Source organism: Parasphingorhabdus sp. JC815 (genome assembly GCF_040717415.1).
GTDB lineage: Bacteria > Pseudomonadota > Alphaproteobacteria > Sphingomonadales > Sphingomonadaceae > Parasphingorhabdus.
Window position 1 is genome coordinate 1 of the sequence record NZ_JBFEFM010000008.1, and the last position, 20,327, is coordinate 20,327.

Annotated in this window: 31 protein-coding genes; 2 read left to right on the forward strand and 29 right to left on the reverse strand. The window is 54.8% G+C overall.

The genetic code is table 11. The features are described 5' to 3' along the window. Both AB1K62_RS14245 and AB1K62_RS14250 read left to right on the forward strand, forming a co-directional pair. Positions 1-226, forward strand: a 226-nt coding sequence (locus AB1K62_RS14245) for a hypothetical protein (protein ID WP_367004558.1), incomplete at its 5' end; no start/stop codon positions are given. Then, on the forward strand, positions 223-774 hold the full coding sequence (locus AB1K62_RS14250) for a GIY-YIG nuclease family protein (protein ID WP_367004560.1): 552 nt from the start codon (positions 223-225) through the stop codon (positions 772-774). The genes AB1K62_RS14245 and AB1K62_RS14250, both read left to right, overlap by 4 nt. 257 nt (positions 775-1,031) lie before the next feature. Here AB1K62_RS14250 and AB1K62_RS14255 read toward each other — a convergent pair whose 3' ends face one another. From AB1K62_RS14255 to AB1K62_RS14395, 29 genes are all read right to left on the reverse strand, one after another. Next, positions 1,032-1,253 carry a hypothetical protein gene (locus AB1K62_RS14255; RefSeq protein WP_367004562.1) on the reverse strand — a complete coding sequence of 74 codons (222 nt, stop codon included), beginning with the start codon at positions 1,251-1,253 and terminating at the stop codon, positions 1,032-1,034. Between the two features lie 57 nt (positions 1,254-1,310). After that, on the reverse strand, positions 1,311-1,940 hold the full coding sequence (locus AB1K62_RS14260) for an SOS response-associated peptidase family protein (protein ID WP_367004565.1): 630 nt from the start codon (positions 1,938-1,940) through the stop codon (positions 1,311-1,313). A 12-nt stretch (positions 1,941-1,952) separates the two neighbouring features. Then, positions 1,953-2,204 (reverse strand): hypothetical protein, encoded by a 252-nt coding sequence (locus AB1K62_RS14265; protein ID WP_367004568.1) that lies wholly within the window; start codon positions 2,202-2,204, stop codon positions 1,953-1,955. Then, positions 2,201-3,445, reverse strand: a complete 1,245-nt coding sequence (locus tag AB1K62_RS14270) for a type VI secretion protein ImpB (protein ID WP_367004571.1) — start codon at positions 3,443-3,445, stop codon at positions 2,201-2,203. The genes AB1K62_RS14265 and AB1K62_RS14270 overlap by 4 nt, the downstream gene beginning before the upstream one ends. Before the next feature lie 100 nt (positions 3,446-3,545). Beyond that, positions 3,546-3,704, reverse strand: coding sequence for a hypothetical protein (locus AB1K62_RS14275; RefSeq protein ID WP_367004572.1), 159 nt, complete (start codon positions 3,702-3,704; stop codon positions 3,546-3,548). Continuing rightward, positions 3,697-4,128 carry a hypothetical protein gene (locus AB1K62_RS14280; protein WP_367004574.1) on the reverse strand — a complete coding sequence of 144 codons (432 nt, stop codon included), beginning with the start codon at positions 4,126-4,128 and terminating at the stop codon, positions 3,697-3,699. Before AB1K62_RS14280 ends, AB1K62_RS14275 begins: the two co-directional genes overlap by 8 nt. 68 nt (positions 4,129-4,196) lie before the next feature. After that, positions 4,197-4,373, reverse strand: a complete 177-nt coding sequence (locus AB1K62_RS14285) for a hypothetical protein (protein WP_367004575.1) — start codon at positions 4,371-4,373, stop codon at positions 4,197-4,199. Then, positions 4,370-4,894 (reverse strand): lysozyme, encoded by a 525-nt coding sequence (locus AB1K62_RS14290; RefSeq protein WP_367004576.1) that lies wholly within the window; start codon positions 4,892-4,894, stop codon positions 4,370-4,372. The genes AB1K62_RS14285 and AB1K62_RS14290 overlap by 4 nt, the downstream gene beginning before the upstream one ends. Then, the gene (locus tag AB1K62_RS14295; RefSeq protein ID WP_367004577.1) at positions 4,884-5,105 is read right to left on the reverse strand and encodes a hypothetical protein; all 222 of its coding nucleotides are present in this window, start codon (positions 5,103-5,105) and stop codon (positions 4,884-4,886) included. The genes AB1K62_RS14290 and AB1K62_RS14295 overlap by 11 nt, the downstream gene beginning before the upstream one ends. Positions 5,106-5,189: 84 nt before the next feature. Continuing rightward, positions 5,190-5,429, reverse strand: coding sequence for a hypothetical protein (locus tag AB1K62_RS14300; protein WP_367004579.1), 240 nt, complete (start codon positions 5,427-5,429; stop codon positions 5,190-5,192). A 16-nt stretch (positions 5,430-5,445) separates the two neighbouring features. Next, positions 5,446-5,760 carry a hypothetical protein gene (locus AB1K62_RS14305; protein WP_367004580.1) on the reverse strand — a complete coding sequence of 105 codons (315 nt, stop codon included), beginning with the start codon at positions 5,758-5,760 and terminating at the stop codon, positions 5,446-5,448. Next, positions 5,760-6,047 (reverse strand): hypothetical protein, encoded by a 288-nt coding sequence (locus AB1K62_RS14310; protein ID WP_367004581.1) that lies wholly within the window; start codon positions 6,045-6,047, stop codon positions 5,760-5,762. Before AB1K62_RS14310 ends, AB1K62_RS14305 begins: the two co-directional genes overlap by 1 nt. A gap of 5 nt (positions 6,048-6,052) precedes the next feature. Next, the gene (locus AB1K62_RS14315) at positions 6,053-10,555 is read right to left on the reverse strand and encodes a hypothetical protein (protein ID WP_367004582.1); all 4,503 of its coding nucleotides are present in this window, start codon (positions 10,553-10,555) and stop codon (positions 6,053-6,055) included. Beyond that, on the reverse strand, positions 10,552-10,977 hold the full coding sequence (locus tag AB1K62_RS14320) for a hypothetical protein (RefSeq protein ID WP_367004585.1): 426 nt from the start codon (positions 10,975-10,977) through the stop codon (positions 10,552-10,554). The genes AB1K62_RS14315 and AB1K62_RS14320 overlap by 4 nt, the downstream gene beginning before the upstream one ends. Further along, on the reverse strand, positions 10,974-11,579 hold the full coding sequence (locus tag AB1K62_RS14325; RefSeq protein WP_367004588.1) for a hypothetical protein: 606 nt from the start codon (positions 11,577-11,579) through the stop codon (positions 10,974-10,976). Before AB1K62_RS14325 ends, AB1K62_RS14320 begins: the two co-directional genes overlap by 4 nt. After that, positions 11,576-12,157 carry a hypothetical protein gene (locus AB1K62_RS14330; RefSeq protein WP_367004590.1) on the reverse strand — a complete coding sequence of 194 codons (582 nt, stop codon included), beginning with the start codon at positions 12,155-12,157 and terminating at the stop codon, positions 11,576-11,578. The genes AB1K62_RS14325 and AB1K62_RS14330 overlap by 4 nt, the downstream gene beginning before the upstream one ends. Further along, positions 12,154-14,775: a phage tail tape measure protein gene (locus AB1K62_RS14335; RefSeq protein WP_367004591.1), complete on the reverse strand. Its 2,622-nt coding sequence runs from the start codon at positions 14,773-14,775 to the stop codon at positions 12,154-12,156. The genes AB1K62_RS14330 and AB1K62_RS14335 overlap by 4 nt, the downstream gene beginning before the upstream one ends. Beyond that, positions 14,768-15,067, reverse strand: a complete 300-nt coding sequence (locus tag AB1K62_RS14340; RefSeq protein WP_367004593.1) for a hypothetical protein — start codon at positions 15,065-15,067, stop codon at positions 14,768-14,770. The genes AB1K62_RS14335 and AB1K62_RS14340 overlap by 8 nt, the downstream gene beginning before the upstream one ends. Positions 15,068-15,096: 29 nt before the next feature. Then, positions 15,097-15,576 carry a hypothetical protein gene (locus AB1K62_RS14345; RefSeq protein ID WP_367004594.1) on the reverse strand — a complete coding sequence of 160 codons (480 nt, stop codon included), beginning with the start codon at positions 15,574-15,576 and terminating at the stop codon, positions 15,097-15,099. 8 nt (positions 15,577-15,584) lie between these two features. Next, the gene (locus AB1K62_RS14350; protein WP_367004596.1) at positions 15,585-16,076 is read right to left on the reverse strand and encodes a hypothetical protein; all 492 of its coding nucleotides are present in this window, start codon (positions 16,074-16,076) and stop codon (positions 15,585-15,587) included. Beyond that, entirely contained in the window at positions 16,073-16,210 is a 138-nt protein-coding gene (locus AB1K62_RS14355; protein ID WP_367004599.1) for a hypothetical protein, read from the reverse strand. Before AB1K62_RS14355 ends, AB1K62_RS14350 begins: the two co-directional genes overlap by 4 nt. A 3-nt stretch (positions 16,211-16,213) precedes the next feature. Next, a complete protein-coding gene (locus AB1K62_RS14360) occupies positions 16,214-16,609 on the reverse strand; it encodes a phage tail terminator-like protein (protein ID WP_367004600.1) in 396 nt (131 codons plus the stop codon). Then, entirely contained in the window at positions 16,606-17,001 is a 396-nt protein-coding gene (locus AB1K62_RS14365; protein WP_367004603.1) for a hypothetical protein, read from the reverse strand. Before AB1K62_RS14365 ends, AB1K62_RS14360 begins: the two co-directional genes overlap by 4 nt. Positions 17,002-17,066: 65 nt before the next feature. Next, complete coding sequence (locus tag AB1K62_RS14370; protein WP_367004604.1) at positions 17,067-18,071, reverse strand: phage minor head protein; 1,005 nt, start codon at positions 18,069-18,071, stop codon at positions 17,067-17,069. After that, positions 18,071-18,439 (reverse strand): hypothetical protein, encoded by a 369-nt coding sequence (locus tag AB1K62_RS14375; RefSeq protein WP_367004607.1) that lies wholly within the window; start codon positions 18,437-18,439, stop codon positions 18,071-18,073. Before AB1K62_RS14375 ends, AB1K62_RS14370 begins: the two co-directional genes overlap by 1 nt. Positions 18,440-18,442: 3 nt before the next feature. Further along, positions 18,443-18,739: a hypothetical protein gene (locus tag AB1K62_RS14380; RefSeq protein WP_367004608.1), complete on the reverse strand. Its 297-nt coding sequence runs from the start codon at positions 18,737-18,739 to the stop codon at positions 18,443-18,445. Further along, positions 18,702-19,142, reverse strand: a complete 441-nt coding sequence (locus tag AB1K62_RS14385; protein ID WP_367004609.1) for a hypothetical protein — start codon at positions 19,140-19,142, stop codon at positions 18,702-18,704. The genes AB1K62_RS14380 and AB1K62_RS14385 overlap by 38 nt, the downstream gene beginning before the upstream one ends. Further along, positions 19,142-19,297, reverse strand: a complete 156-nt coding sequence (locus AB1K62_RS14390; RefSeq protein ID WP_367004611.1) for a hypothetical protein — start codon at positions 19,295-19,297, stop codon at positions 19,142-19,144. The genes AB1K62_RS14385 and AB1K62_RS14390 overlap by 1 nt, the downstream gene beginning before the upstream one ends. Positions 19,298-19,345: 48 nt before the next feature. After that, the gene (locus AB1K62_RS14395; protein ID WP_367004613.1) at positions 19,346-20,326 is read right to left on the reverse strand and encodes a major capsid protein; all 981 of its coding nucleotides are present in this window, start codon (positions 20,324-20,326) and stop codon (positions 19,346-19,348) included. Between the last annotated feature and the right edge of the window lies 1 nt (position 20,327).

A 20,327-nucleotide genomic window follows, 5' to 3' on the forward strand; every position in this document is an offset into this window, starting at 1 on the left:
TGGAGCGGGTGAAGGGAATCGAACCCTCGTCGTAAGCTTGGAAGGACTGCGAAGGCCACGGTTTTCTGCGGTTTTTACCAAGTTTGCTATCAACGAAATCACCGAAAATGTGGCTAAACTGCGTGATTGGCGTTCAGTCGTTACCGCAGTTTTACCGCACAATAAAAATGGCCCCGATGCTGATCAGAGCACCGAGGCCTCACAACGCGAAAGGACCGCGCTATGAATGTAGTTACATATCACCCAAAACATAACCCTGCCAACCTAAATCAAGGCTGGCGTGAATCATCCCCATTATATGACAATGGCAGGGCGCTTGGCCCTTATGTGATTTGGAGAATTGACGGGCGATACGAAATCCATGCCCCGCAAAAACATATAATTGTCGGCAAGCATGACACTATAGACGCTGCTCGAAAACACCTGGAGGAATTATTCAATAACTGGAAAGAAGCCAATAAGGATTATGTCTATTTTATAGGCGCTGAATTAACGGTAGGCGCGATGGTGAAAATCGGGACTACTCGCGATCTAAAGCGCCGCTTAGGGCAAATCCAATCTAGTAGTCCAGTTATAGTCAAAATTCTTGGGGTGGTTGAAGGTGATAGAAACACCGAGATAGATTATCATATGCGGTTCGCGGTTGATAAATCCCATGGCGAGTGGTTCACAGCCAGCGCTCGGATGGTGCGCGAGATAAAGCGCCTCAATAGGATAGCGCCCGCCGGGAAAACATTTAGCCGCCCTAATAACCGACAAATCAGAAAGGGATGAATGATGGAATGGCAACCGATAGAGACTGCGCCTATGGACGAAGAAAAGCGGCTATTCTATGCGCCAGCAAACAAAAAAGCTTCAAACATCAATGCACAGCTAGTGCAAATAAGAGTGGATCGCAGACGGAGAAAATACGGCATGGGCTTTGCTGGAGAGTATCCAGAGACCCCATATACTCATTATATGGAGTTACCTGCCCCACCTAAACCCGCCGCATAACAATCCTGCGCGACCTCTTGGCGCTCCGGACAGGCTCACCGGCCACCCGATATGGTGGCGAACAATTGTAAGGCGAAGCTGACAACCAGTAATCCCAAGCCAATTTTACTCAATATCTTGTGGCATTTTATACGACCACTAACCTCCTGATCTTCTACTCCTGTCCCAATCGTTTGTTGAGCGGATTCCTCCGTCAAAGTTGCGACGCCATAAAAGAAAATTAGCACCGTGCCGATAAGTCCAGAAAATAACGCCATTATGTTTAAACAATATCCCATTATATCCCCCTATAATTTGGAGCTAACTGACGGCCCTCACCGCCCCCACAAATCCTCCGTCCAATCGATCTGAACCTCCCCGCGCCACGGCCTGCACAACCCAATCACCTGCTCCATCGGCTCGCTCAACCACGTCTCAACACTTTCCTGCCCCAAAATAACCGGCATCCGGGTATGGACCTGCGCAGCCTCGCCAGCGGCATCGGTCATCACCATGGTGTAGCAATTGCCCCACTCATCACTTGGTCGCCACAACCCTGCGACCGGGAACAGTTCCTGATCTGGCACCGACACCCAAGCCTCTTTCATCTTTCCTTTCGGCCCATAGGCCTCGGCATAACGGCGGACAGGGATGATGCAGCGATGCTCCGGTCCCGTCCAGCGGCTCCAGAAGCCCGATGACAGCTTGTCCGTGCGGGCATTGTTGACGGGCTTGGGCTTGGGCTGTTTGCCCTGTTCCTTGGCGCGTTTTCTAGCCGCCGCTAGTATCAGCGGGAAACCCCACGTCATCTGGCTGATAGTGCGCTTCCTGTCCAGCATACGGACGATCTCGCCCTGCCCTTGCGGGTGAATGATTGACCCGGCAGAATTGAACACTTCGGCTTCAAGCGCCTTGAGCACCCGCCTTGCCGCATCCGTTTCGGCCTGTTGATACCGATTGCACATAAGTCCGGCTTATCATGCAATCCCGCCAACAAATCCAGAAGTTTCACCTTCGCCCGGCATAGCCATGCGCATCAGCCCGCCGCAACCACGCTGGCGGCACCTTGCGCGGCGTTCCACGTCCTCCAGATATAGATATTTGGCCGATTGTCGCTCCAGTAGTTCCCTGCCCGTCAGCCACCGCATCTTGCCGCACTTCCGGCAAGCCAGTTCCAGTCTGACACCCGGCTCCAGATCGAGCACCTGAATGTTCCGTTTCCAGTTCACCAGAAGTCCTCCCCGCTCGGAATACGGGTGAACGCGATCTTGCCGCCCACATTGCCGCCCTTCGGTGGCTCCCAGAAGCCTATACTGGCGACGGTTTTACCATATTTGATGTTCAGTCGGTCGAGTGCGGTCCCTAAGCGCTCCCATCGCTGGCGCTCGCTGTCGTCATTGAGCAGGAAATCGAGCTGGCGGTGATTTGCTGGCGTGAGGTCGCCCAGGGTCACACCCACCCGCAAAACCCTTGTCCGGCTGTTCAGACGGCGTTCAGCGCGGTCCCACAGGGTTTTCAGGCCGGAGAGAATGGCCTGATCGTCATTGACCTGTGGCAGGCTGATACTGTCGGCAAAGCCATCGTCATAGCATTGCAGCCATAGCATGAGCGATTGGCAGTAAAAACTTGCCCGCCGCAACCTTCTGGCCGCTTTGACAAGCAGGAGCCGGGCAATCGACCGCGCATCTGCCATTGTTCGTGCTTCCGGCGGCAACACGCGGGCATGCCCATACATGCCTCGCTCTGTCGGCGGCGGCTCAATCGCATAACCATGCAGGGCATACCAGAGCCGCTCGCCGGTGACATTGCGCCATAGTGCTCGCATTTGCTTGGGTTGAAGGTTCAGCAGCTCGCCAGTGGTAAATACACCAGCTTTACCAAGCCGGAGCCGCATGCGTTTGCCGACACCGGGAATGTCGTCCAGCGGCACCTTCGCCAACGGCCCCGGCATCTGGCTGGGGTGCCATATGGTCAGCCCATCGGGCTTCTGTGTGCCCCCGGCAATCTTTGCCAGATGCCGGTTGGCGGCAAAGCCGATACTGCATGTAACAGTCGCGCCGATATTATAACGGATAGCACGTTTGATCTGCGCACCCACCCCCGCAGGGTCACGCTGCTGGCGCTCGTCCAGGCGGCAGGAGAGTTCGTCAATCGATTTTACCTGATCGATAGGCACAACGGAACCAATCTGCGCGACCAGCGCATTATGCGCGCGCCTGTACAGGTCCGGCTTTTGCGGCACCAGAATAAGATCACGACACTGGCGGCGCGCTTCATCCACCATCATCACGTTTTGAACGCCCATAGCCTTGGCTTCGCGGCTGCAGGCAATGATGCAGGTCTTTCCGCCTTCATACGGGACCACGCCAATCGGACGCCCGCGCAGGGAAGGATCGCGCAACTGCTCAACCGACGCGAAGAAGCCGTCAAAGTCGAGGTAGAGATGTTCGGTAGTGGTGGGCTTGCGCATTTTGACCTTCACGAATCGGAAGGTCATTATATGAGAACATTAAGAGAACATATAGTAGATTTGGGATGTAAGATTTAAGGGTGCGATCTCTGGCAGTTAGCTAATCACCCGCCTCCCCAACCTGCAAATTAGCCTCAATCGCCTTCTGCCTCGCCGCTCCGTATGCCGTCACCGCCGCCAAATGCTTGGCCTGACATTTCGCATATTCGCTGGCTGCATCAGCGTCTTTCAGCGCCAGTTCGCCAAGGCTGTTATTCAACAGCAGCGGCAGGGGCGGGCAAGGCGACGCAATCTCCGCCGTTAATTCGGGAGGGACAGGCGCTCTCGCTACGCGCTCGATTGATGGCCCCGCGCATGATGTCAGTAATGCCAAGGCTGTTATCGCTGAAACGCGGATCATTGCGAATTTCCTTTTCGATTGTGGGCTGGATGATGGTGCGCTGGACCATCTCGATATCGTCAATTTCAGCGGCCAGGCTGCGGTCAAGGTCGGAGATTGTTTCGCGCAAATCCGTTTCCAGCCCGCTGACATACCGCTCAATCATGATGGCTGTGACCATACGCTCAAATTTTGCGTCCTTTTGAGCGCGTTGATAGCCCTTATGGTCCATATACCAGATAGCACCCAGAACAAGGCCCACAGCGGATATGTAAGGCAGAAAGCGAAGTAATAGCGCTGGCATCACCTATCTCCGATTATAGAGGGCTGAAACGTCACCGCCCCAGCCCTCCCGTCCGCGACCCGGACCAATCATAAACACGGGCCTCCATCCGCACGTGGGCATTCATCCGCTGGATTAGGCCCGTTATTTTCATCCCACACAGGCGGGTTCTGTGGCTGCGTATTCGGCTCATCCTCACATGCCGTAAGGGCCATCAAAACACCGCCAGCCAGAATCATCGGCACAAAATATAATGCTTTTTTCATTTCAAATTCCTCTCTTTCGGCAAATTGGTAAGGCAAATCTTGCGCTCGGCATGGCGCCGGTTGACCAGCCCTTTGACGACACGGCCACCGGCATATTTCCAGCTTAGAAAATTATCACAGGCAGAACGCCACCGGCCCTGCTCAAAACGCTTTGCCACCGTTGAGCGATTATAAGCAGACTTCCCGATATTATATGCCAGCGAAGTCGCCGCCGCCCATTGGTTGGGATGGCCGCGCAGTTCCGGATTCCGCTTTGCGACAGCCTCGCCAAAATCGCCAAGGCCGTCTTGCAGCATGGCGCTGCACTCCGCATCACTGTATCGACGGTGCTGGATATTGCGTGTCTCGCCGTAGCACACTGTTAAAACCCCAACGATGTCCTTATAAGGATCATTGCTCTTGCCTTCCCAGCTCGCAACAAATGGCGTTGCGATAGCCAGCATGGCTACGATAGCCGCACCAGCTCCCATCTGTTTCTTACTCACCGGCTTTTTATCCGGCTGCATCGGCTCAATTTTCATGCTTTTTCTCCAACTTCGGCTGCGGCACAATCCGCAGATAAATCACGGACAGGAACAGGACCGCAGAAACGGCCGCATGGAGCGGTTCAGGGATGTAATTTTGCATCGATGCGGGCATCATGTTCCACGCGGCTAACACTGCTACGGCCCGGACAGACCAGAACTTCCATGCGTCTTTCCAATCAGGTATTAATTCGGGTATCAATTTCACACCAACCTCCGCTCCCGCGACCGGCGCGGGCAATAAAAAGCCCCGCAAAAGCGAGGCAAAGTTAAAATGAATGTCGTATGGCGATTACCGCCTTTCCTCCAGCACCAGATCAAGCTTCGTCTCGATCCGAGCCAGCCTGTCATTGACCTGATTGCCTGCTCGTGATTGTATGTCCGCTCTCTGCTCCAGCTTCGCCAGACGTGATTGAGCCGTAGCCAACTCGCTTCGCAGCGTTCCAGCGCTAAACGCCAGCGCGGCAAGTGATATGACCAGCGCCCCCCATGCTGGAAGACTTCCGTATAGCCGTGATTGTGATTCTGGCATGATATTCTCCCCCTTTTTATTTATGCCAGCGACCATAAACGCAGTGCGTCATCTCATGGCCCAGCCACGAACGCGCCGCGCTCTTGCGAAGGTCCGTGACGTGGATTTCGCAGCCATCGGGCCGCAGATAGGAAAAGCCCATCAGGTCGCGGCCCTGCACATGCGCTTCGTCCGGTGCAGCGGCTCTAAGATCGTGCAAACTGGCATGCTCCACTACCGTCACCGGTTGCGACCGCCGTTCAAATTCTGCGCCGTCGAAGGCATAGCCGTCACCGGCTTGCCCGCATGATGCCAGCAATGCTGGCGCGGCCAGAATGATGATCCGGCGCATTAGACTTCAGGCTCTGGCTCAACCGGCACAGGCGCGGTCACATTATTGAGCAGCTTCGCCACGCCGATAGTAGACGATAGCACCTGCTTATGCTTGCCGGTCGCCAGACACATCGCGTCCACTGCCTCTAGTGCCGCGATCAACCCGGTCACATCAAACGCCGCACAGGTGGCTGCAATATCGGTCGCCGTCTTATCTTCCAGCGCCTGTCGGTCTGCCTCTAGCTGACCTTGCGAGGCGTTATAGGCGTCCAGCAAATCTTGGTGTTCTTGGGGTGTCATGGTCATAAGGGTTACTCCTGCCTTGGTGGATAAACTTTGCAGAGCGCATTGCCGGATATCGACACCGCACCGCTTTGAGTCTGTGTGGTGTATCTGACCTGGCTCCACGAAAGCGAACTGGTTCCAGCACCTAAATGCAGACCAAATTCGCGGCCCGCGTGCTGTCCTATGGCTGTCGAAGTGCTGACCACCTTGTTAATATTAACACTCGTCGTTGAAGGCGGGATCGACGATGAATTGATGGTCCGATTTAGTGATATTGTATCAACTTTGACCCATGAGTTGCTGTTGGCGCTGTCGGTCACATAAACGTCAATGCTGCCAACATATACGCCTTGATAGAGGCCGGGGCCTTCCGGGATGTAGTAAACCCGCTCGATTGTCGCGGTGCCGATGAATTGATAGTTTCCGTCATACGCATCGGCCACGACCGATTTGTGGCGCTGATAGCGCGGGGTTGTCCCGCTCCCCGCATCGGTCACGGTCCCGCTATCCACGACATTCGCAGGCGTGTCCGGGATCATCTTTTTCATGCGGAGTTCGAATTTTTTATCGGTGATATTTATGGCGCGAACGTCCAGCGCTTCACCGGCTGCCAGTGCAACAGATGGCGGTGTCACCTCGATTTGCGGAATGGCACCTAATGACAGTGCATCCATAGCACTTGTGCCGTCATAATAGACCGTATCGCCATCAGCCGCCAGATAGCGTCTTGGCTCCAGCATCACCGGAAAATAGACCTCGGACGATGGGTTTGGCGCGACCGCAAGAGTGCGGATCAGCGCTTCGTTTATTCGCGCTACGCCGCCTTCAAATCGCGCAACTTCGACCCAGTCATCTTCATCATCCGGATTAACGATCAAGATGCGGTCGCCGCCCCACAAGACTTCCGACCCGTTTTTACCCGCCAGAGCCTTAACAATCGCCGGAGTGCTGCCCGATGCCGACGCGATGACCTCAAAGTAGGCCGCTGCATCCTCGATGCTCGCAATCGCACCTGTGTTAATTGCGACATCCGCCTGCATAACCGGCAGGACAGTCTTCGTAGCGATTTCGGCGGGGTTGGCAGGACGGATACCCAGCATCTTCCATTTGATCGAGTTGGCGCTGGATGTATTATTATACCCCGCGCCTGCACCGTTCAGACTGACCGTGCTGTTAAAATACGAGAAGTGATCCATCGCATATAGTCGATATGACGTAGCATTAGCCGGGGCCGTCGCTATCGCTGCAAATTGATATTTACCACCAGTCGCACCATCGCCAACCGGATCGCCTTTGGCGTCATTGCCGGTAAATAAAAGATGCACCGCGCCGGCCCCAGAGCCTGAGACTGTGTAAAATTGCACATGCACACCTGCCCCCCGGAAGGTGCCGGAGACCAGCTCCACTTCTGCCTCCAGAACATATAATCCGCCTCCCTGAACGGTCTTCTGGTTTTCCGCCTGCCCAGCGTTTGGGCTGATCCCTGCATTAGAACCGGCAAGCGCGGTTGCCTGCAACTGCCAAGGGCTAGAACCGTCCCCAGCTATTCTGGTCGGAGCAGGGCCAGAGTAAGCTTGCCATCCCGTTGGATAGGTTTCTCCGTCCGGCCAATCGCTAAACCGGCTGTTGGCGTTCATATGCCCGGTTCCGACGCTAGCCGCCAGCTCTGCGCTACGCTTCGCCGCCGCCGCCTCGTCAGTGGCAATCACGGCCTGCGCGTTGGCGATGGCCGCATCTGCTTGCGATGCGTCGGCGAAGTCAGATGCGTCTTGCGCACTGTCCGCTGCGTTGCTCGCCGCCGTGTTGGCATCATTTCGATACCCCAGCGCCTGATTGCGATAACCGGCGGTCAGGCTCTCCGAAGTGCTTGCCTGTGAGGCTTTATCCGTAGCAATGACGGCTTGTGCCTCTGCGATTGCCGCTTGCGCCGCCGCCGCCTTGCTCTCTGTAACATCCTCAAAGGACAAGAACCGAGCCTCACCCCAGTCTCCCGTGGTAACTCCATTATGCTGTAACGCAAACCCTAGTCTGACTACATTATCAGACACATTATTAATCATACTGTTGGAGCTAATATCAACAGTATATGTCTGCCACTGCTCATCACGCACAGGAGAAAAAGCTACGTAAGAATAATTCGCGTTCACTTTGTCGGAGTTGTAAACAATATAAGCGCCGCCCGTGGACCCCGCTTTGACTCGATATTCTAACGTAAGTCTTATTGTTCTATTGGGCGAAAGCGTGACCGGTTGCTTATGTAACCACCACGAAGATGATACCGGCCCCTGACCTCTTTGAAACCGGAAACCGTTGCCACCATCTATCGGGACGTTAAACCATTGCGAGGCATCTTCGCTCGGTGAACCACGCGAATACCAGCTTTCTGTATCAACCAAATAAGGGTCAGCAACAAGGTTCCCTGATGCCAGCGCCGCTGCGTTTTGAGCGTAAACTGCCGCAAGCGCGCTGGACGTCTGCGCCTCACCCTGCGCCGTTTCCGCCGCAATCCGCGCCGCCTCCGCCGCCGCGGCACTCGCCGCAGATGCAGCGGTATTGCCGAACGTATCGACAAGATCATCGATGTCTGTCTTGGCTTGCGTAATGTCCGCCTCAACATCATCGACCGTGCGCCCGGCAAAAGGTGATCCGGTAGGTGCGCCAACCGTTGCCGCGCCATCTGCAATATTGGCAATCGTATGGCTGGCCTTTACCTCACCGTCCAACGTAGCAACTACGACAACACTGGCATTGCCAGCCATTTCCGCATTGCTGATGGTGAAGGTCGCCTCATCCGCCGCGCTCTTGATATTCGGTGTGGTGGCCCAGTCAACTGCGGTATTCACACCCTTCACCTGCGCGGAAAGCGTGATTGTCTGGTTGGCTGGCGACAATGCGCCGTCAACATACGTAAATCCGGTTTTGTCGGGGATGATTTCGAGTGTTGCGGCGGCGATGCTATCTTCAAGCTCTTCTGTGCCGGTGACTTCGCTGTAATCGACTTCGCGTTCTGCAAATGCCTGAGCATCTCGCTCTTCTGCGGTCTGGCCGATTGTAGGTGATGGCGGCGGCGTAGCCACTTTGCCCAATGCAAAATCATGCTTGGCAGGCGTTTCAGTCTTGAGCGAAAGTGTAACCGCTAGGGTTGTGGGATCCAAATCGCGGCTCAATATAACGGCAGGGCCGGTATAGCCCAGCAACTCACTATCGAGCGTGATCGTTTCACCCGGCCTATAAAACCGCCACTCAGCACCTACATGGACATTGATCGGACCAATCTCACGGCTATCAACAAGAGCATAAGATGCAAGCTCACCTGCCTGCCCTCCAGCCTTAACTAAATTGAGTGGCCATGTCTGTGTTAATGGCTGGCCATCCTCTGTCCGATAGGTAGTGCCAATTATCTCGTTGGCAGTTATTTGCTCCCAGTTATTCGATGGAGAGATAAACTGAGGCCTTACACCATTCATCCGCTCGCGAATTGTCTGCACGGCGGTAGCGTCCACACCCTCTTCCAACCAGTCATCATCGGTCAGTGTCGCCAATGGAACGCGGGGGCGCTGCCAGTCGAACGACAGTAAGGCCCCTGCTGTGAGCCACCTTGCGCCGCCCGCCGCGCACAGGTCATCGAGGTTTTGCACCCGCTGCGCCTCGATATCGCTATTCTTGCCGCCCTCCCAAAGTGTGCCATGACATTGCCAGTTATTCGCGTCGCAATCGTTGGCCCAATCTACAATGGCCGCCCAGTCTATACCCTCTGCTTCAAGGCCAAGGCCAAATGTAAGCTCACCGTTTTGATAGCGACCATAAGCATACGTTCCTGTCTGAATCGCTGGATTAGTGGAGTAGGTGTAAGTCGACTCATCACCGAGACGATGCGCCCCGCTGCCACCCGGATAGGTGCTGTCCAATCTGGGATCATAGGCTTTTTCGCCGCGCCAAATCGCACCGTGCGGAGGAATGCCTCGCGCAAAGACCTTGCCGTCTTTGTCAAACTTGTAATTTGATGCAATGGCGGCGTGGCCAGATAGCTTACTTGCAGCAGTCCAGCCCGGCGCTGCGCCGTATGGCGGCACAAGCGCCGTGGCCTCCGGTCTTGCGCCTAGCTGCGTATCACTGGCATAAAAACCGTTATAATAGGAGCCAATCGGCTTGAACTCGAACTGCTCGGCAACAAGTGCTTCAACTGGCCCTGCACTAGAAAAAACTTTAACCTGTAGCAGATAGGGGTTTGGCACCTTTTTGAGCGTCGGGCCGTAGCCCGCCTGATAGCGTAAAACACCAGCGCTGTAGCTTTCTCCGACCATGTACGGCCTTGGCGGCTCCGTTTCGATAATAACGTCGGTTATAGATCCCCGCGCCACAGGCTTTGGCGCTGTAATCTGCGCAGCCGCGCTGGCAACACCTGATACAACGCCAGCAATCGCACCAATTTTTGTGGCAAGACCAATGCCGCCGATCACGCCGACGCCAGACGCGACCAGTGCAACCGCACCAACGACCATGCCGACCGTTTTTAATGCCTTACTCACAGCCGCCACGCCTTTTCAGCGGCACTCATGTCAACGTCAATAATGGTGCAGCCCTCTGCTTCTTCATGCCAGCCCAAAAACTTCCGCTTATCTCCCTTTATCAAAATTGAGTGCCACCCCTGATCGCCCGGAACCGCCATCAAATCGCCGACACGCATAAAGGCTGGCGGAATCTGTGTGAAATAGTTGTCCAATAGATCGGGCAGGTTTTCGTAACCCAGATTTCGCAATGCTTTTTTGGCTCCCAGCGCGGTCCGGAAACGCGGAACAAGGGGCAATTCATGGCCCATTTGGGCAGCATGGAAGCGCATTAAATGAACGCACGTTGCCGATTTAGACCAGTCGAACGGCCTGTCTCTAAAGCGCTTATCTGTAGCAACTGTAGCTGCCACACGCTTTTTGACCTCAAACTCTTCTGTCATTGATAACTCACATTCCGCGCAAGGCTCCAACCATGGACGCCGCCCCAGCTGCTACCACCGCTGTATGCTGCGCGCGGTGCCTCCGTCCCCCACGCCACGGGGATTTTTAAGCCAGTGGCGTTGTCATGGCCCGTTTCACCCGGATAAAGTGATTTGTGGAAGGCGCTGGACAGCCCGTTACCCCGATCCTTCATAAACAGGGCTTCAAGGTCCGGAACCGCAGATATAGTGACTGAAATCTGGCGGTAAGCTATGTTGACCTGCGGCTGATCCACAAAGCCGATGAAGCGCAGTTCAGGCGTGCCGACAACTAAACCAGTGTCTGTGTCATATTCTGCAACATATAGACGGACCCTGCTTTGTTGGATAGCGCCTGCGGATAGAGTGTTTATGGCCACATTGCCGGGCGGCGAGAATGAAACGTCTAGAACCGGCATCTGTTGCCCAGTGCCCTCTACAACCGATTCAATGCTGGATAATGAGCCGAGATAAGGGTCCTCCGGCGTGTATGCGTCACCATTATATATAGTGACACCGCCATCGCTCAGCAAAACATCACCGCTTGGCAGTTCGATTTTCAAAAGCCCGGTGATACCTGTCATCGGACTTCCTCAATCGTAAATTGAATCGGAGTCACACGGTCCACAGACAGTGACCATTGCCACTCACTGCCATCAACAAGACCCTCAACCATCGGCTCAGCCAGATGAACGACCGAATTGTTCACAAAGCTATCGCGCAGCATTTCGTTAAGCACGACACTTAACGTTCCAGAGCCACTGGCGGTGCCACCCGTTTTGACGTTGTGAAGAAAATGCCTACCCGATTTAACCAGTGACAGCCAAAATCCATCTTTGCAGACATAGCCGGGCGTCAGACCTTTGATATTAAGCGTCTTGCCGGTTATGTGCGACCCACTCACAAGTGGAGAGCCGGGCGACCCTTGAGAAACCAAGAGCGGAAACGGTATACGAACCCCCTCGCTCTTACCTGCGATGAGTTTAGACACCATCACTCGCCCGTTTTCGGGATAGAATGGACCGTAGGAGCAAGCCATCTTGTATCGCGACCCTTTCCGGTCAATGCGAGATAACGAGCCTATGCCGCGCTGCGTAAAACCTGCATCTACAAACATTGGAGTCGCGCTGCCTATGCGCGCAAAATCAGGCAGTTCAATCATCTTCTGATAGTCCTATGTGCTCGCTTTGCGCTCGCGGCCTGTGCTTGCTGTGACCCAGCATTGGCGATTGCAGGCGATGCCTCAATAATCTTGCCGTTCACAAATGCCGTGATATTGCCGTTGTGGGGATCAATTCCGACCGTGATATGCGTAGCCCCATTATCATTGCTTGGCGTGATGAAGCCGTTTTGGTTAGGGGTGAACACTTCTGGCCTGCTTTCGCCGACTAAATAGGACTGGCCCGCACTCACGGCCCCGCCATTCACGCGGCCCGGAACGCTATTGATGTTGGTCTGTATCTTACTGCCAAACGCACCGATGGAGCCGAGTTGGATGCCAAGTCCGATCACGCTGCCAAGAATATCGAGAAAACTGCCACCCTGAATGGCCGAAGTCATCCGCTGCAAGGCTCCGATGGTTTCATCAGCCATATCTTTGAACGTCTTGGCAATCCGCACGGTTACCGCTTTGGTTTTAACGCCAAGCACTTCCATAGCCGTCGTAAAGCCTTTGATGTTTTTGCCGACGCCGCCATCCAGCCTCACGTCAAGAATATCGGTAGGAGCCACTGCATCAGGCCCAATCGCCTCCAGTGCAAGACGCCGACGCGCCTCGGCCTGCCGTTCTTCTGAGAGGCCGGACCCGCTGATTCTAGCAATATCGCTCAAGTAATTGCGCGTTTTAGCTTCTTCTGGGAATATCCGGTCCATGAGCCGGGCAAACTCTGCCTCCGCCTCTTTTGCAGCCCTGCCAGCTTCCCGCGTGGCCTTGGCTAGCGCTTTTGCAGCATCACTGCCCTTGCCTGACACAGCTGATAGATTGCCAACCGCCGTAGCTGATTGCGCAACAGGGACTTCCATGGATTTTGCAGCAGCACTTGCGTTTTTGAACGCCTTGTCGGCTAAATCCAGTTCGGAATTCATCGTCAACAAATCCCAGCGTAATTGCTGGGCTTCTTTTTCGATTGAGCGCAGCCTCATCCCTGTCGCTAGATCATTTCCGCGAAGCGGGTCATTGGTTAGCCCGGATCGCCGGTTTTCAAGTTCAGCCAACCGCTGCTGCGCCCTGTTGCGCTCGATCTCGACTTGATTGCGCTGCAATGCGTAATCCTTGGAACGCGCCTCAGCCAAGCCGCGAAGCGACCGGATAAGATTGTCTGTCTCGGCCCGGGCCTGCCTTTGAGCAGTGCTAAGACCAATCATTGCTGCCGACAATACACCGACCGCCACCGCAACAGCGGTGAATGGATTGGCGATCAATGCAGCCGTCAAGCCCCGGACAACCGTAGTTGCACCCGCTGTCACCCCAGCGAAAGCCACCTTCGCCGCCGCCGCCATGCCAACTTGAGCGCGAACAGTCGCTAAGGTGGTTATCACAATACCAAGTTGTCCCGACATTGCTGTTGTCGCGATGCCGACTGCGATCATGGTTGCTTTATAAGCCAGCCAACCACCGGCAGCCGAAGCAACCACCGTTATCAGCGTGCTCATGTTGGTGCTGAGAAATTCGATAGCCTTGGCCCCAAACTGGGTCATCGACCTCAATGCTCCGGTGACGCCAGCATCGCCCAGCCGGATAATAAAACCTTCCACCGCAGACGATAGCTCGTCTATATCGCCCTTAAGGTTATCCGCCATAACAGCCGCCATGGCTGCGGCAGCGCCCTCAGCATTTTCAAATTCGCTGGTCAATTCGCGCATGCGTTCAGCGGTGCCGGCCATAACAAGAGCGCCGGATGCAGCTTCGCGGCCAAAAATAATCATGGCATCAGCAGTGGATAGACCACGCTCTTGCAGCGTCGCCATAGCCTTGGTTAGGCCGACGATCTGCGGGTCAACATCTCTTGCGGATAGCCCATATTTAGCCAGCGCCTCTTGCGCCTGTGTTGTAGGCCCGGCCAGTGATGCAAACACCCCGCGCAAGGCTGTCCCTGCCCGCGATCCCTGAATACCTGCATCCGACATGACCCCGATCGCTGCCGCAGTCTCTTCCATCGATATACCAAGAGCGGCTGCAATTGGCGCTGCCGTAGACATAGCCTGCCCAAGCTGCTCAACATTCGTATTCGATACACTTGATGCTTTGGCCAGCACGTCCGCAACCAACGCCGCCTCCTCAGCCTCTTTGCCGAACCCGGAAAGCACATTGGAAGTAATATCAGCCGCTTGAGCCAACCCCATGCCCGATGCAGCCGCAAGATCGAGAACGGATTGAATGGCGGCTAATGACTCGCTTGCGCTAAAACCTGCCATCGCCAAAAAGCCAAGTGCATCAGCGGCTTCCGATGCGCTGAACATAGTGGCTGCGCCAAGCTCAATCGCCTTTTCGCGCAGCTCGTCAAACTGTGCGCCAGTTGCGCCTGAAATAGCCGCGACCTTCTGCATAGACGCGCCAAACTCTGCGTTGGTCTGGATGATGGCACGAACACCGCCAAATGCCGCCCATGCCGCCCCTGCTGCTGCTGCAACCTTGCCAAATGCAATGGCCATCTTGCCGCTGGATGCGTCAACATCACCAGCGGCTTTACCGGCCTGCTTGCCAATGCGATCAAGGTCTTTCTCACCGCGCTTTAATCCGCGCGTATCGGCATCAAGGACAAGCTGCGCGAAATCAGTCATCAGCGCGGTCCATCGGCGCTATGGAAAGAGGATTGGTATCAACAATCATATTTGCATATCCTCTCGACATATCCATGAGGCATTCGGCCTCAACCGGCGCAAGATCGCATTCGGTGAGTTTTGAAAATGCTGCAAGTTCGGTCCAATCGAACGGGACCACCCCCGCCATGCCGTCGCGAGCGTAGCCAATCTGTCGCCAGATATCGGCGAGGCGTTCAGTTGGGGCGAGTTCAGGAAGGCGTTCGCCGTAAAGCTGAGAGCGGTTTTCTTTCTGGCCTTTCGGCTTCGCCAACAGCCAGCCGACCTGCGCGGCGAACGTGACTAGGCGCTGTCGGCTTTTGCGAAAGGGCTTTGTGCCTTTGCAGAATCTTCCGCGATAGTTGCTGCCATACGAAATAACGGGCCTTTAGGCTGGGCCAAATCTTCAAGTGCTTCCGGAGAGAATTTAAGCTCTTTCCCGCCTTGTTCGATATTTTCCCAGCCCTTAATGGCCTTGACTAGAAACGCAGTCAGGCATTTTTCGGATTCCCGCTCAAGCTGATCAAGTCGCTTTTCCAGAGCAGCCCGGTTATCGCGATTGGCGATAGAAAGGGCATCCTCCGCCGCTTGGAACATACGGCCAGCCCGCATAACAGCCTTAGTCGCATCCTCTACACCGGGTTCAACGCTCGATGCCACCTTGACACGGCAAGGCTTTTCTTCCTTATCCATGTCAAGGTAAAGCAACGTATTGCCGAGCCGCAAATGAACCCAGTATTCTTTGCCCGCCGCCGTGCGCAGGTCTAATAGATCAAAATCCATAAATATCCTTACGCTACTGTTGGATTAACATCGTTGACGGTTGGCGCGTTCTGCTTGAAGTTGACGCTAAAGCCTTCGTGCGTTGTCGTATCACCCTGAATTTCCACATGACTGTGAACATAGCCCTGCGCATACTGGACGGGGTCGCCGGTTGCAGGCGCTTGGTTGGCCCCGCTACCCTTGACAATCTTGATGGACATAACGCCCCCATCGCCGCCAGCCTGCGCAGCGTCAAGCAGGTCTTCCTGCCCAGCATCACTGGCAACAGCGCGAAATGACATGGTGCTATCATTCCCCGAGCCAGCTCCCTTGATGCCTTGAGTCCAACCCGATTGCAGGTCTGGAACATCAATATTGGCATGGGAAACGCCAAGCTGAGGCAATACCTGAATGCCATCTGCCTTGACCCAAGTCAGAGCTTCAAAACCAGCCTTGTCGTTGGTGGCAGGTAGTGCGGCTGCGACATAAATAGTCTTGCCGATATGTGATCCTGTGGTCATTTCTTTTCATCCTTTTTCGGTTTGGTAGTTGGATTTTCAGCGGCCACCCATCCAGCGGCCTCCCACGCCGGAACATCGCCCGGCAATACGTTCGCCTCACCTTTGAAGCGCTTGTTCTTCATTTTTACGCGCATATTTCAGCCCTCCGTAATGTAAGAAATCGTGATTGGTTGACGCCAATAGGCGCCATCCACAAAGCCGCTGCCCGGCGATGCCGGTGCAGTAATCAGAACATTGCCTGATCCAGCAGAAAGCCGGAGCGCCTTGGTAAATCTGTCTGCAATCTTTTGTGCTACCGTGTTAGCCTCTGTCGTGAATCCGTCGCGGGCCGTAACAACCGTGGCCAGGGCGATACCAATCTGGTAAGCATAGCCGCCGCTAATTGTGTCATCGCGCCGCTCATTCGGTGCATGGCGAAATTCCAGATATGTGCCGGACGGTGTAAAATCCTTGTTCGGCCAAGCAATAGGCGGGCAATCCGTCATTCCAGCAAGGTGCTGGCCGATGGCCGTCTCGATCTCATCAAGCGTCATTGCACTTTACTCGCGTTCTTTGCGACAAATCCCGACCAGCGCTGCGCCGCCTTGTCGCGCCACAAACCGCCGCCCTGCCCCACACCGACCATGTAATGGCGCGGAATCGCATAATCGGCTGTCCACGCAACTTGGAATGGATCACCAAGCTCCAACGTGGATAATCCCAGAATAAAGCTGTCAGCGCCATCACCAGCTTTTGCGCCGCGAACCGTGGTAACAAGACTATTGCGCAGATATCCTGTATCAACGGGCATATCACCGCCTTGCGCTACAGGTGTCTGCGCCGTTCTGATCGTGTCTTGCAGCGACTGCTTGGCAACGCGCAGCATCTGACCAGCAGTTTTGTCGGTAAATGCCTTAACGTCTGCGATGAACTTCTTGTTACTCATCACCACCCCCAAAATAAAAAGGCGGCTCGTGAGAACCGCCTGTCCGCTTCAATATTCGCCGGTGACTATCTGGTCAGCCAGTCCACAACATATTCATCATAACATCGGCATGCGATAGTCTGCGCCGCACTAGCGCCCATTGACGTATCGCCCGGATAGCGCATCATAGAGCCATCAGGCAGCACAAACGGGGCGTCCATACCGTTCACCGCCTTGTTATCCATGGCGACGTGATCTGGCCGCGTTCTGCTATCCAATGTCGCCGACCATACCCGCTTGATAGCTCTACCGCCGATTGCGCCTTGCTCGATCGCTTGCTCGATTCCTTCGCGGCGTCCAGCTCGCAGTGCAGCGATACTTTCCGTCCGCGCTATTGTGTCAGCGCGGTGCTTCAGCATCCGGTCGGAATATCGCTGCGTTATTCGGTCAACATCAACCGCGGATAATGGTTTCCCAGCAGCGACAGCCCTTTTAACCAACCCATCGAAACGCCTATCGCGCAGCTTGCGGCCAAAATAAGCACTGTTCAGCCCTTCCAGTTCCGCCCGCGCGTTCATCAAATAGCTCGCTTGAGGCTTCGACAATCCGACAATGCCGCCCACCCTACCTTTCGGCGTCACACGTCCTGCAATCTGTATTGCAGCTTTTCGCGGGCCAATTCCGTCAAATACCTGCTTTGACACAACTTCGCGAATGGCATCGCGCTGGTCTGCGATGATATTTGTCACCAACCCGCCGACATGATCCCGCGCCCACGTCGCCGCACCAGTTGCGCGGCCGTCAAATCCGAATGCAACAGCAAAGGCCGGAGCCGCCATTGATACTGTCTGCCCGCCCTCGACAAAAGCTGCCATGATCGCCGTGTCGAGCGCGAACAAATCAGCGCGTGACAGCCCTACTATCGTTATAACGCGGTCAAAATCCCTTGCCTCAATGGCGCGCTCAAGGTCGCGAAAACTAATACCATCCACCCTGCCCTGAACCGCAGCGAGAAACACAGCCTCTATGTCCTTGTCGTGCTTGTCCAATAATTGTTTGATAAGCCTATTCAGGGCTTTTCTACCTGCCATCAGGCCCTACACTGACACTCGTAATAAACCGGCACTCCAGAAGGGGCTTCTTCGCGAATAGAGATGAATGCATATTCTATTCCGCCGATACGCAGCTTGTCAGAAACAGCTGGACGCGGACCGGTAGCATCAAGCATGACCTTACGATCTTCCGAGCGAATCAATGTTCCGTCGATCAGGCCAAGCGGGTAATTTTGAACAATTCCCGATAGACTTGTTTCTGTTGGCTCGCCCGCCGGTGGGTCCCAAGGGTTCTGCGGCTGTGTCGCTGGCTGGATGAGTGTTAGAACAAACGAACCGTCGCCAACTTCTTTGGCGACCTCGTCAAACGCCGCAGCAACTTCCCGCGCGATACTATATCCAGTCATCGCTTACCCTTCTTGAAGGGTTCGCGCTCCCTTCATTAATTCGATCAATTCGGTTCGCGCCATATCGGTCGCGCCTAGCAGTGAATAAGGTCCTATCATTCCAGCAATGCTGTAACTTGCCGTGCCATCACTATGCAGCCCCGCGCAGACAATCCCAGTCAGATCGCCAGCCTCAGCCCGTTCCAATAATTCTTTGAGTTTTGCGACACAGCCCGCATGAGGCTGGCCGGTAAACACCTTGTCGCCGCGAAGGGCGGTTACATTAGCCCCGATTGAGGAATTTGGTTTTTCCGCTGTCATGGACATAAGGTTTAAGCAAATCGATTGCCATTGTCACGCTTGCTTTTTGCGCATCAACCCCGCTCAAGCCCGTTAATGTCCACGAGATATTTCCTACACCGGTCAGAACCTTCTGCTGTGCAGTAATAACGCTCGGCTGCAAGCCTTCCGGATTGGCCACTTCATAGCGCGCTAGAATAGACTGTGCTTGCTTGACCTCGCTGGGTATTGTTCCGCCAAGTGTGGGAAATGGATAATCAGCCTTCCACGACAACGATTTTAGATAGATGAAAGCCCGTCTAATGGCTGGCTCGCTTGCTGTCACAGTATCGCCAAATAAAGACAGCATATCGGCCTCATATTCAGCAGCAGTGATAAAACTGTCTGCGCTGGATACACCTGAGCCATCTTCAATGGTCAGCATTATTTGCGCTTTCCGCGTGGTTTAGCCACTGGCTGCTCTGTTTCTTCCGGCTTTTCATCCGGTGCAAAACGAGCGTCCAGTATCTTGTAGCCCTGCTCCACCAGTTCAGCCTTGCGCTCTGGGCTAACTGGGTGTGGCTCATAAATTGTTTTCATGGCAATCTCCATAAAAGAACGGGGCGGCCCGAAAGCCACCCCTATCTATTACTGGTCAGCGTCGGCAACAGCCAGAACACCTGCGGTCAACTTGTCAAACTGAGCGATTTTATCCCAGTTGCTGCCGGTTGCGATTTCAGCATCCGTTGGAGACTTGCCGCCGTTGGTTTCATCCCAGCTATAGCCTTTAACGCCAAGCGTGAACGAATAATCAACCTGCATAGAGGTTTCGATCCGCAGCTTGCCGTTGACAGTCTCGATATTGCTGATGATGTCGCCAGCGCCCTCAACCTCAACCGCGCCCTGAACAAGTCCGAGAACTTTGGACAGGTTTGGTGTGCCGGATTCATAAAGAGCGGGCGCATCGGTTACAATCACCGGCTTACCGAGAATGTCGATGACATTGACATTGCCAGCGGTGAACAGACGTGTTCCATTGGCCAGGTTGTCACCAATCAGCTTATGCGCCACCGTGCCGGTCATGACATTGGCAGCGATACGGCCAGATGCATCACCAAACTTGGCATGAGCGCCGTTGATCGCGCCGTAGGTCATCGCCCCGGCCCCCGATGTTCCTGCCGAGACATCGTTCACGACAGCGCTGTTATTCTCGATAGCCGCAACAGCGGCTGCAATAGCCGAGTTAAGCTGATCCTGAACAAGCAGCTCGGCAAATGCCTTGGAAGCAGCCGCGACACCTTCTTGGGTCGGACGCTGCAACCAGGTGAGCTGTGATGGCTCGTAAGTCACAGGGCCAAAACCACCAGCAACCTTCACCTTGCTGCCCTTTAGCTCTGCAAGATGCGTAGCGGATGCCGCGCCATTCGCGGCATAGCGGTCCACGCGCCGACGTGCAGCGGCCAGTGACGCAAAGAAGCTTTCGCGCATGAAATCGCCGGTCATGCCTTCTGTGGAAAGCGTGATTGCGCCGCCAGATGCACCGTTAAACACCTGAATCTGCTGATCCAGTGAGACAATGGTAGCGGGCATGATATATTGGTCAAAGACCTGCATATTAGACAGAGCCATA

Excerpts from the sequence above, each read along its gene's own strand:
- AB1K62_RS14270 (WP_367004571.1), bottom strand. The coding sequence starts at position 3,445 with ATGCGCAAGCCCACCACTACCGAACATCTCTACCTCGACTTTGACGGC.
- AB1K62_RS14380 (WP_367004608.1), bottom strand. The coding sequence starts at position 18,739 with ATGACAGCGGAAAAACCAAATTCCTCAATCGGGGCTAATGTAACCGCC.
- AB1K62_RS14375 (WP_367004607.1), bottom strand. The coding sequence starts at position 18,439 with ATGACTGGATATAGTATCGCGCGGGAAGTTGCTGCGGCGTTTGACGAG.
- AB1K62_RS14365 (WP_367004603.1), bottom strand. The coding sequence starts at position 17,001 with ATGAGTAACAAGAAGTTCATCGCAGACGTTAAGGCATTTACCGACAAA.
- AB1K62_RS14285 (WP_367004575.1), bottom strand. The coding sequence starts at position 4,373 with ATGAAAAAAGCATTATATTTTGTGCCGATGATTCTGGCTGGCGGTGTT.
- AB1K62_RS14345 (WP_367004594.1), bottom strand. The coding sequence starts at position 15,576 with ATGGATTTTGATCTATTAGACCTGCGCACGGCGGCGGGCAAAGAATAC.
- AB1K62_RS14290 (WP_367004576.1), bottom strand. The coding sequence starts at position 4,894 with ATGAAAATTGAGCCGATGCAGCCGGATAAAAAGCCGGTGAGTAAGAAA.
- AB1K62_RS14390 (WP_367004611.1), bottom strand. The coding sequence starts at position 19,297 with ATGAAAACAATTTATGAGCCACACCCAGTTAGCCCAGAGCGCAAGGCT.
- AB1K62_RS14300 (WP_367004579.1), bottom strand. The coding sequence starts at position 5,429 with ATGCCAGAATCACAATCACGGCTATACGGAAGTCTTCCAGCATGGGGG.
- AB1K62_RS14305 (WP_367004580.1), bottom strand. The coding sequence starts at position 5,760 with ATGCGCCGGATCATCATTCTGGCCGCGCCAGCATTGCTGGCATCATGC.
- AB1K62_RS14325 (WP_367004588.1), bottom strand. The coding sequence starts at position 11,579 with ATGACAGGTATCACCGGGCTTTTGAAAATCGAACTGCCAAGCGGTGAT.
- AB1K62_RS14385 (WP_367004609.1), bottom strand. The coding sequence starts at position 19,142 with ATGCTGACCATTGAAGATGGCTCAGGTGTATCCAGCGCAGACAGTTTT.
- AB1K62_RS14335 (WP_367004591.1), bottom strand. The coding sequence starts at position 14,775 with ATGACTGATTTCGCGCAGCTTGTCCTTGATGCCGATACGCGCGGATTA.
- AB1K62_RS14370 (WP_367004604.1), bottom strand. The coding sequence starts at position 18,071 with ATGGCAGGTAGAAAAGCCCTGAATAGGCTTATCAAACAATTATTGGAC.
- AB1K62_RS14360 (WP_367004600.1), bottom strand. The coding sequence starts at position 16,609 with ATGACGCTTGATGAGATCGAGACGGCCATCGGCCAGCACCTTGCTGGA.
- AB1K62_RS14310 (WP_367004581.1), bottom strand. The coding sequence starts at position 6,047 with ATGACCATGACACCCCAAGAACACCAAGATTTGCTGGACGCCTATAAC.
- AB1K62_RS14250 (WP_367004560.1), top strand. The coding sequence starts at position 223 with ATGAATGTAGTTACATATCACCCAAAACATAACCCTGCCAACCTAAAT.
- AB1K62_RS14280 (WP_367004574.1), bottom strand. The coding sequence starts at position 4,128 with ATGCCAGCGCTATTACTTCGCTTTCTGCCTTACATATCCGCTGTGGGC.
- AB1K62_RS14350 (WP_367004596.1), bottom strand. The coding sequence starts at position 16,076 with ATGACCACAGGATCACATATCGGCAAGACTATTTATGTCGCAGCCGCA.
- AB1K62_RS14395 (WP_367004613.1), bottom strand. The coding sequence starts at position 20,326 with ATGGCTCTGTCTAATATGCAGGTCTTTGACCAATATATCATGCCCGCT.
- AB1K62_RS14260 (WP_367004565.1), bottom strand. The coding sequence starts at position 1,940 with ATGTGCAATCGGTATCAACAGGCCGAAACGGATGCGGCAAGGCGGGTG.
- AB1K62_RS14355 (WP_367004599.1), bottom strand. The coding sequence starts at position 16,210 with ATGCGCGTAAAAATGAAGAACAAGCGCTTCAAAGGTGAGGCGAACGTA.
- AB1K62_RS14255 (WP_367004562.1), bottom strand. The coding sequence starts at position 1,253 with ATGGCGTTATTTTCTGGACTTATCGGCACGGTGCTAATTTTCTTTTAT.
- AB1K62_RS14320 (WP_367004585.1), bottom strand. The coding sequence starts at position 10,977 with ATGACAGAAGAGTTTGAGGTCAAAAAGCGTGTGGCAGCTACAGTTGCT.
- AB1K62_RS14330 (WP_367004590.1), bottom strand. The coding sequence starts at position 12,157 with ATGATTGAACTGCCTGATTTTGCGCGCATAGGCAGCGCGACTCCAATG.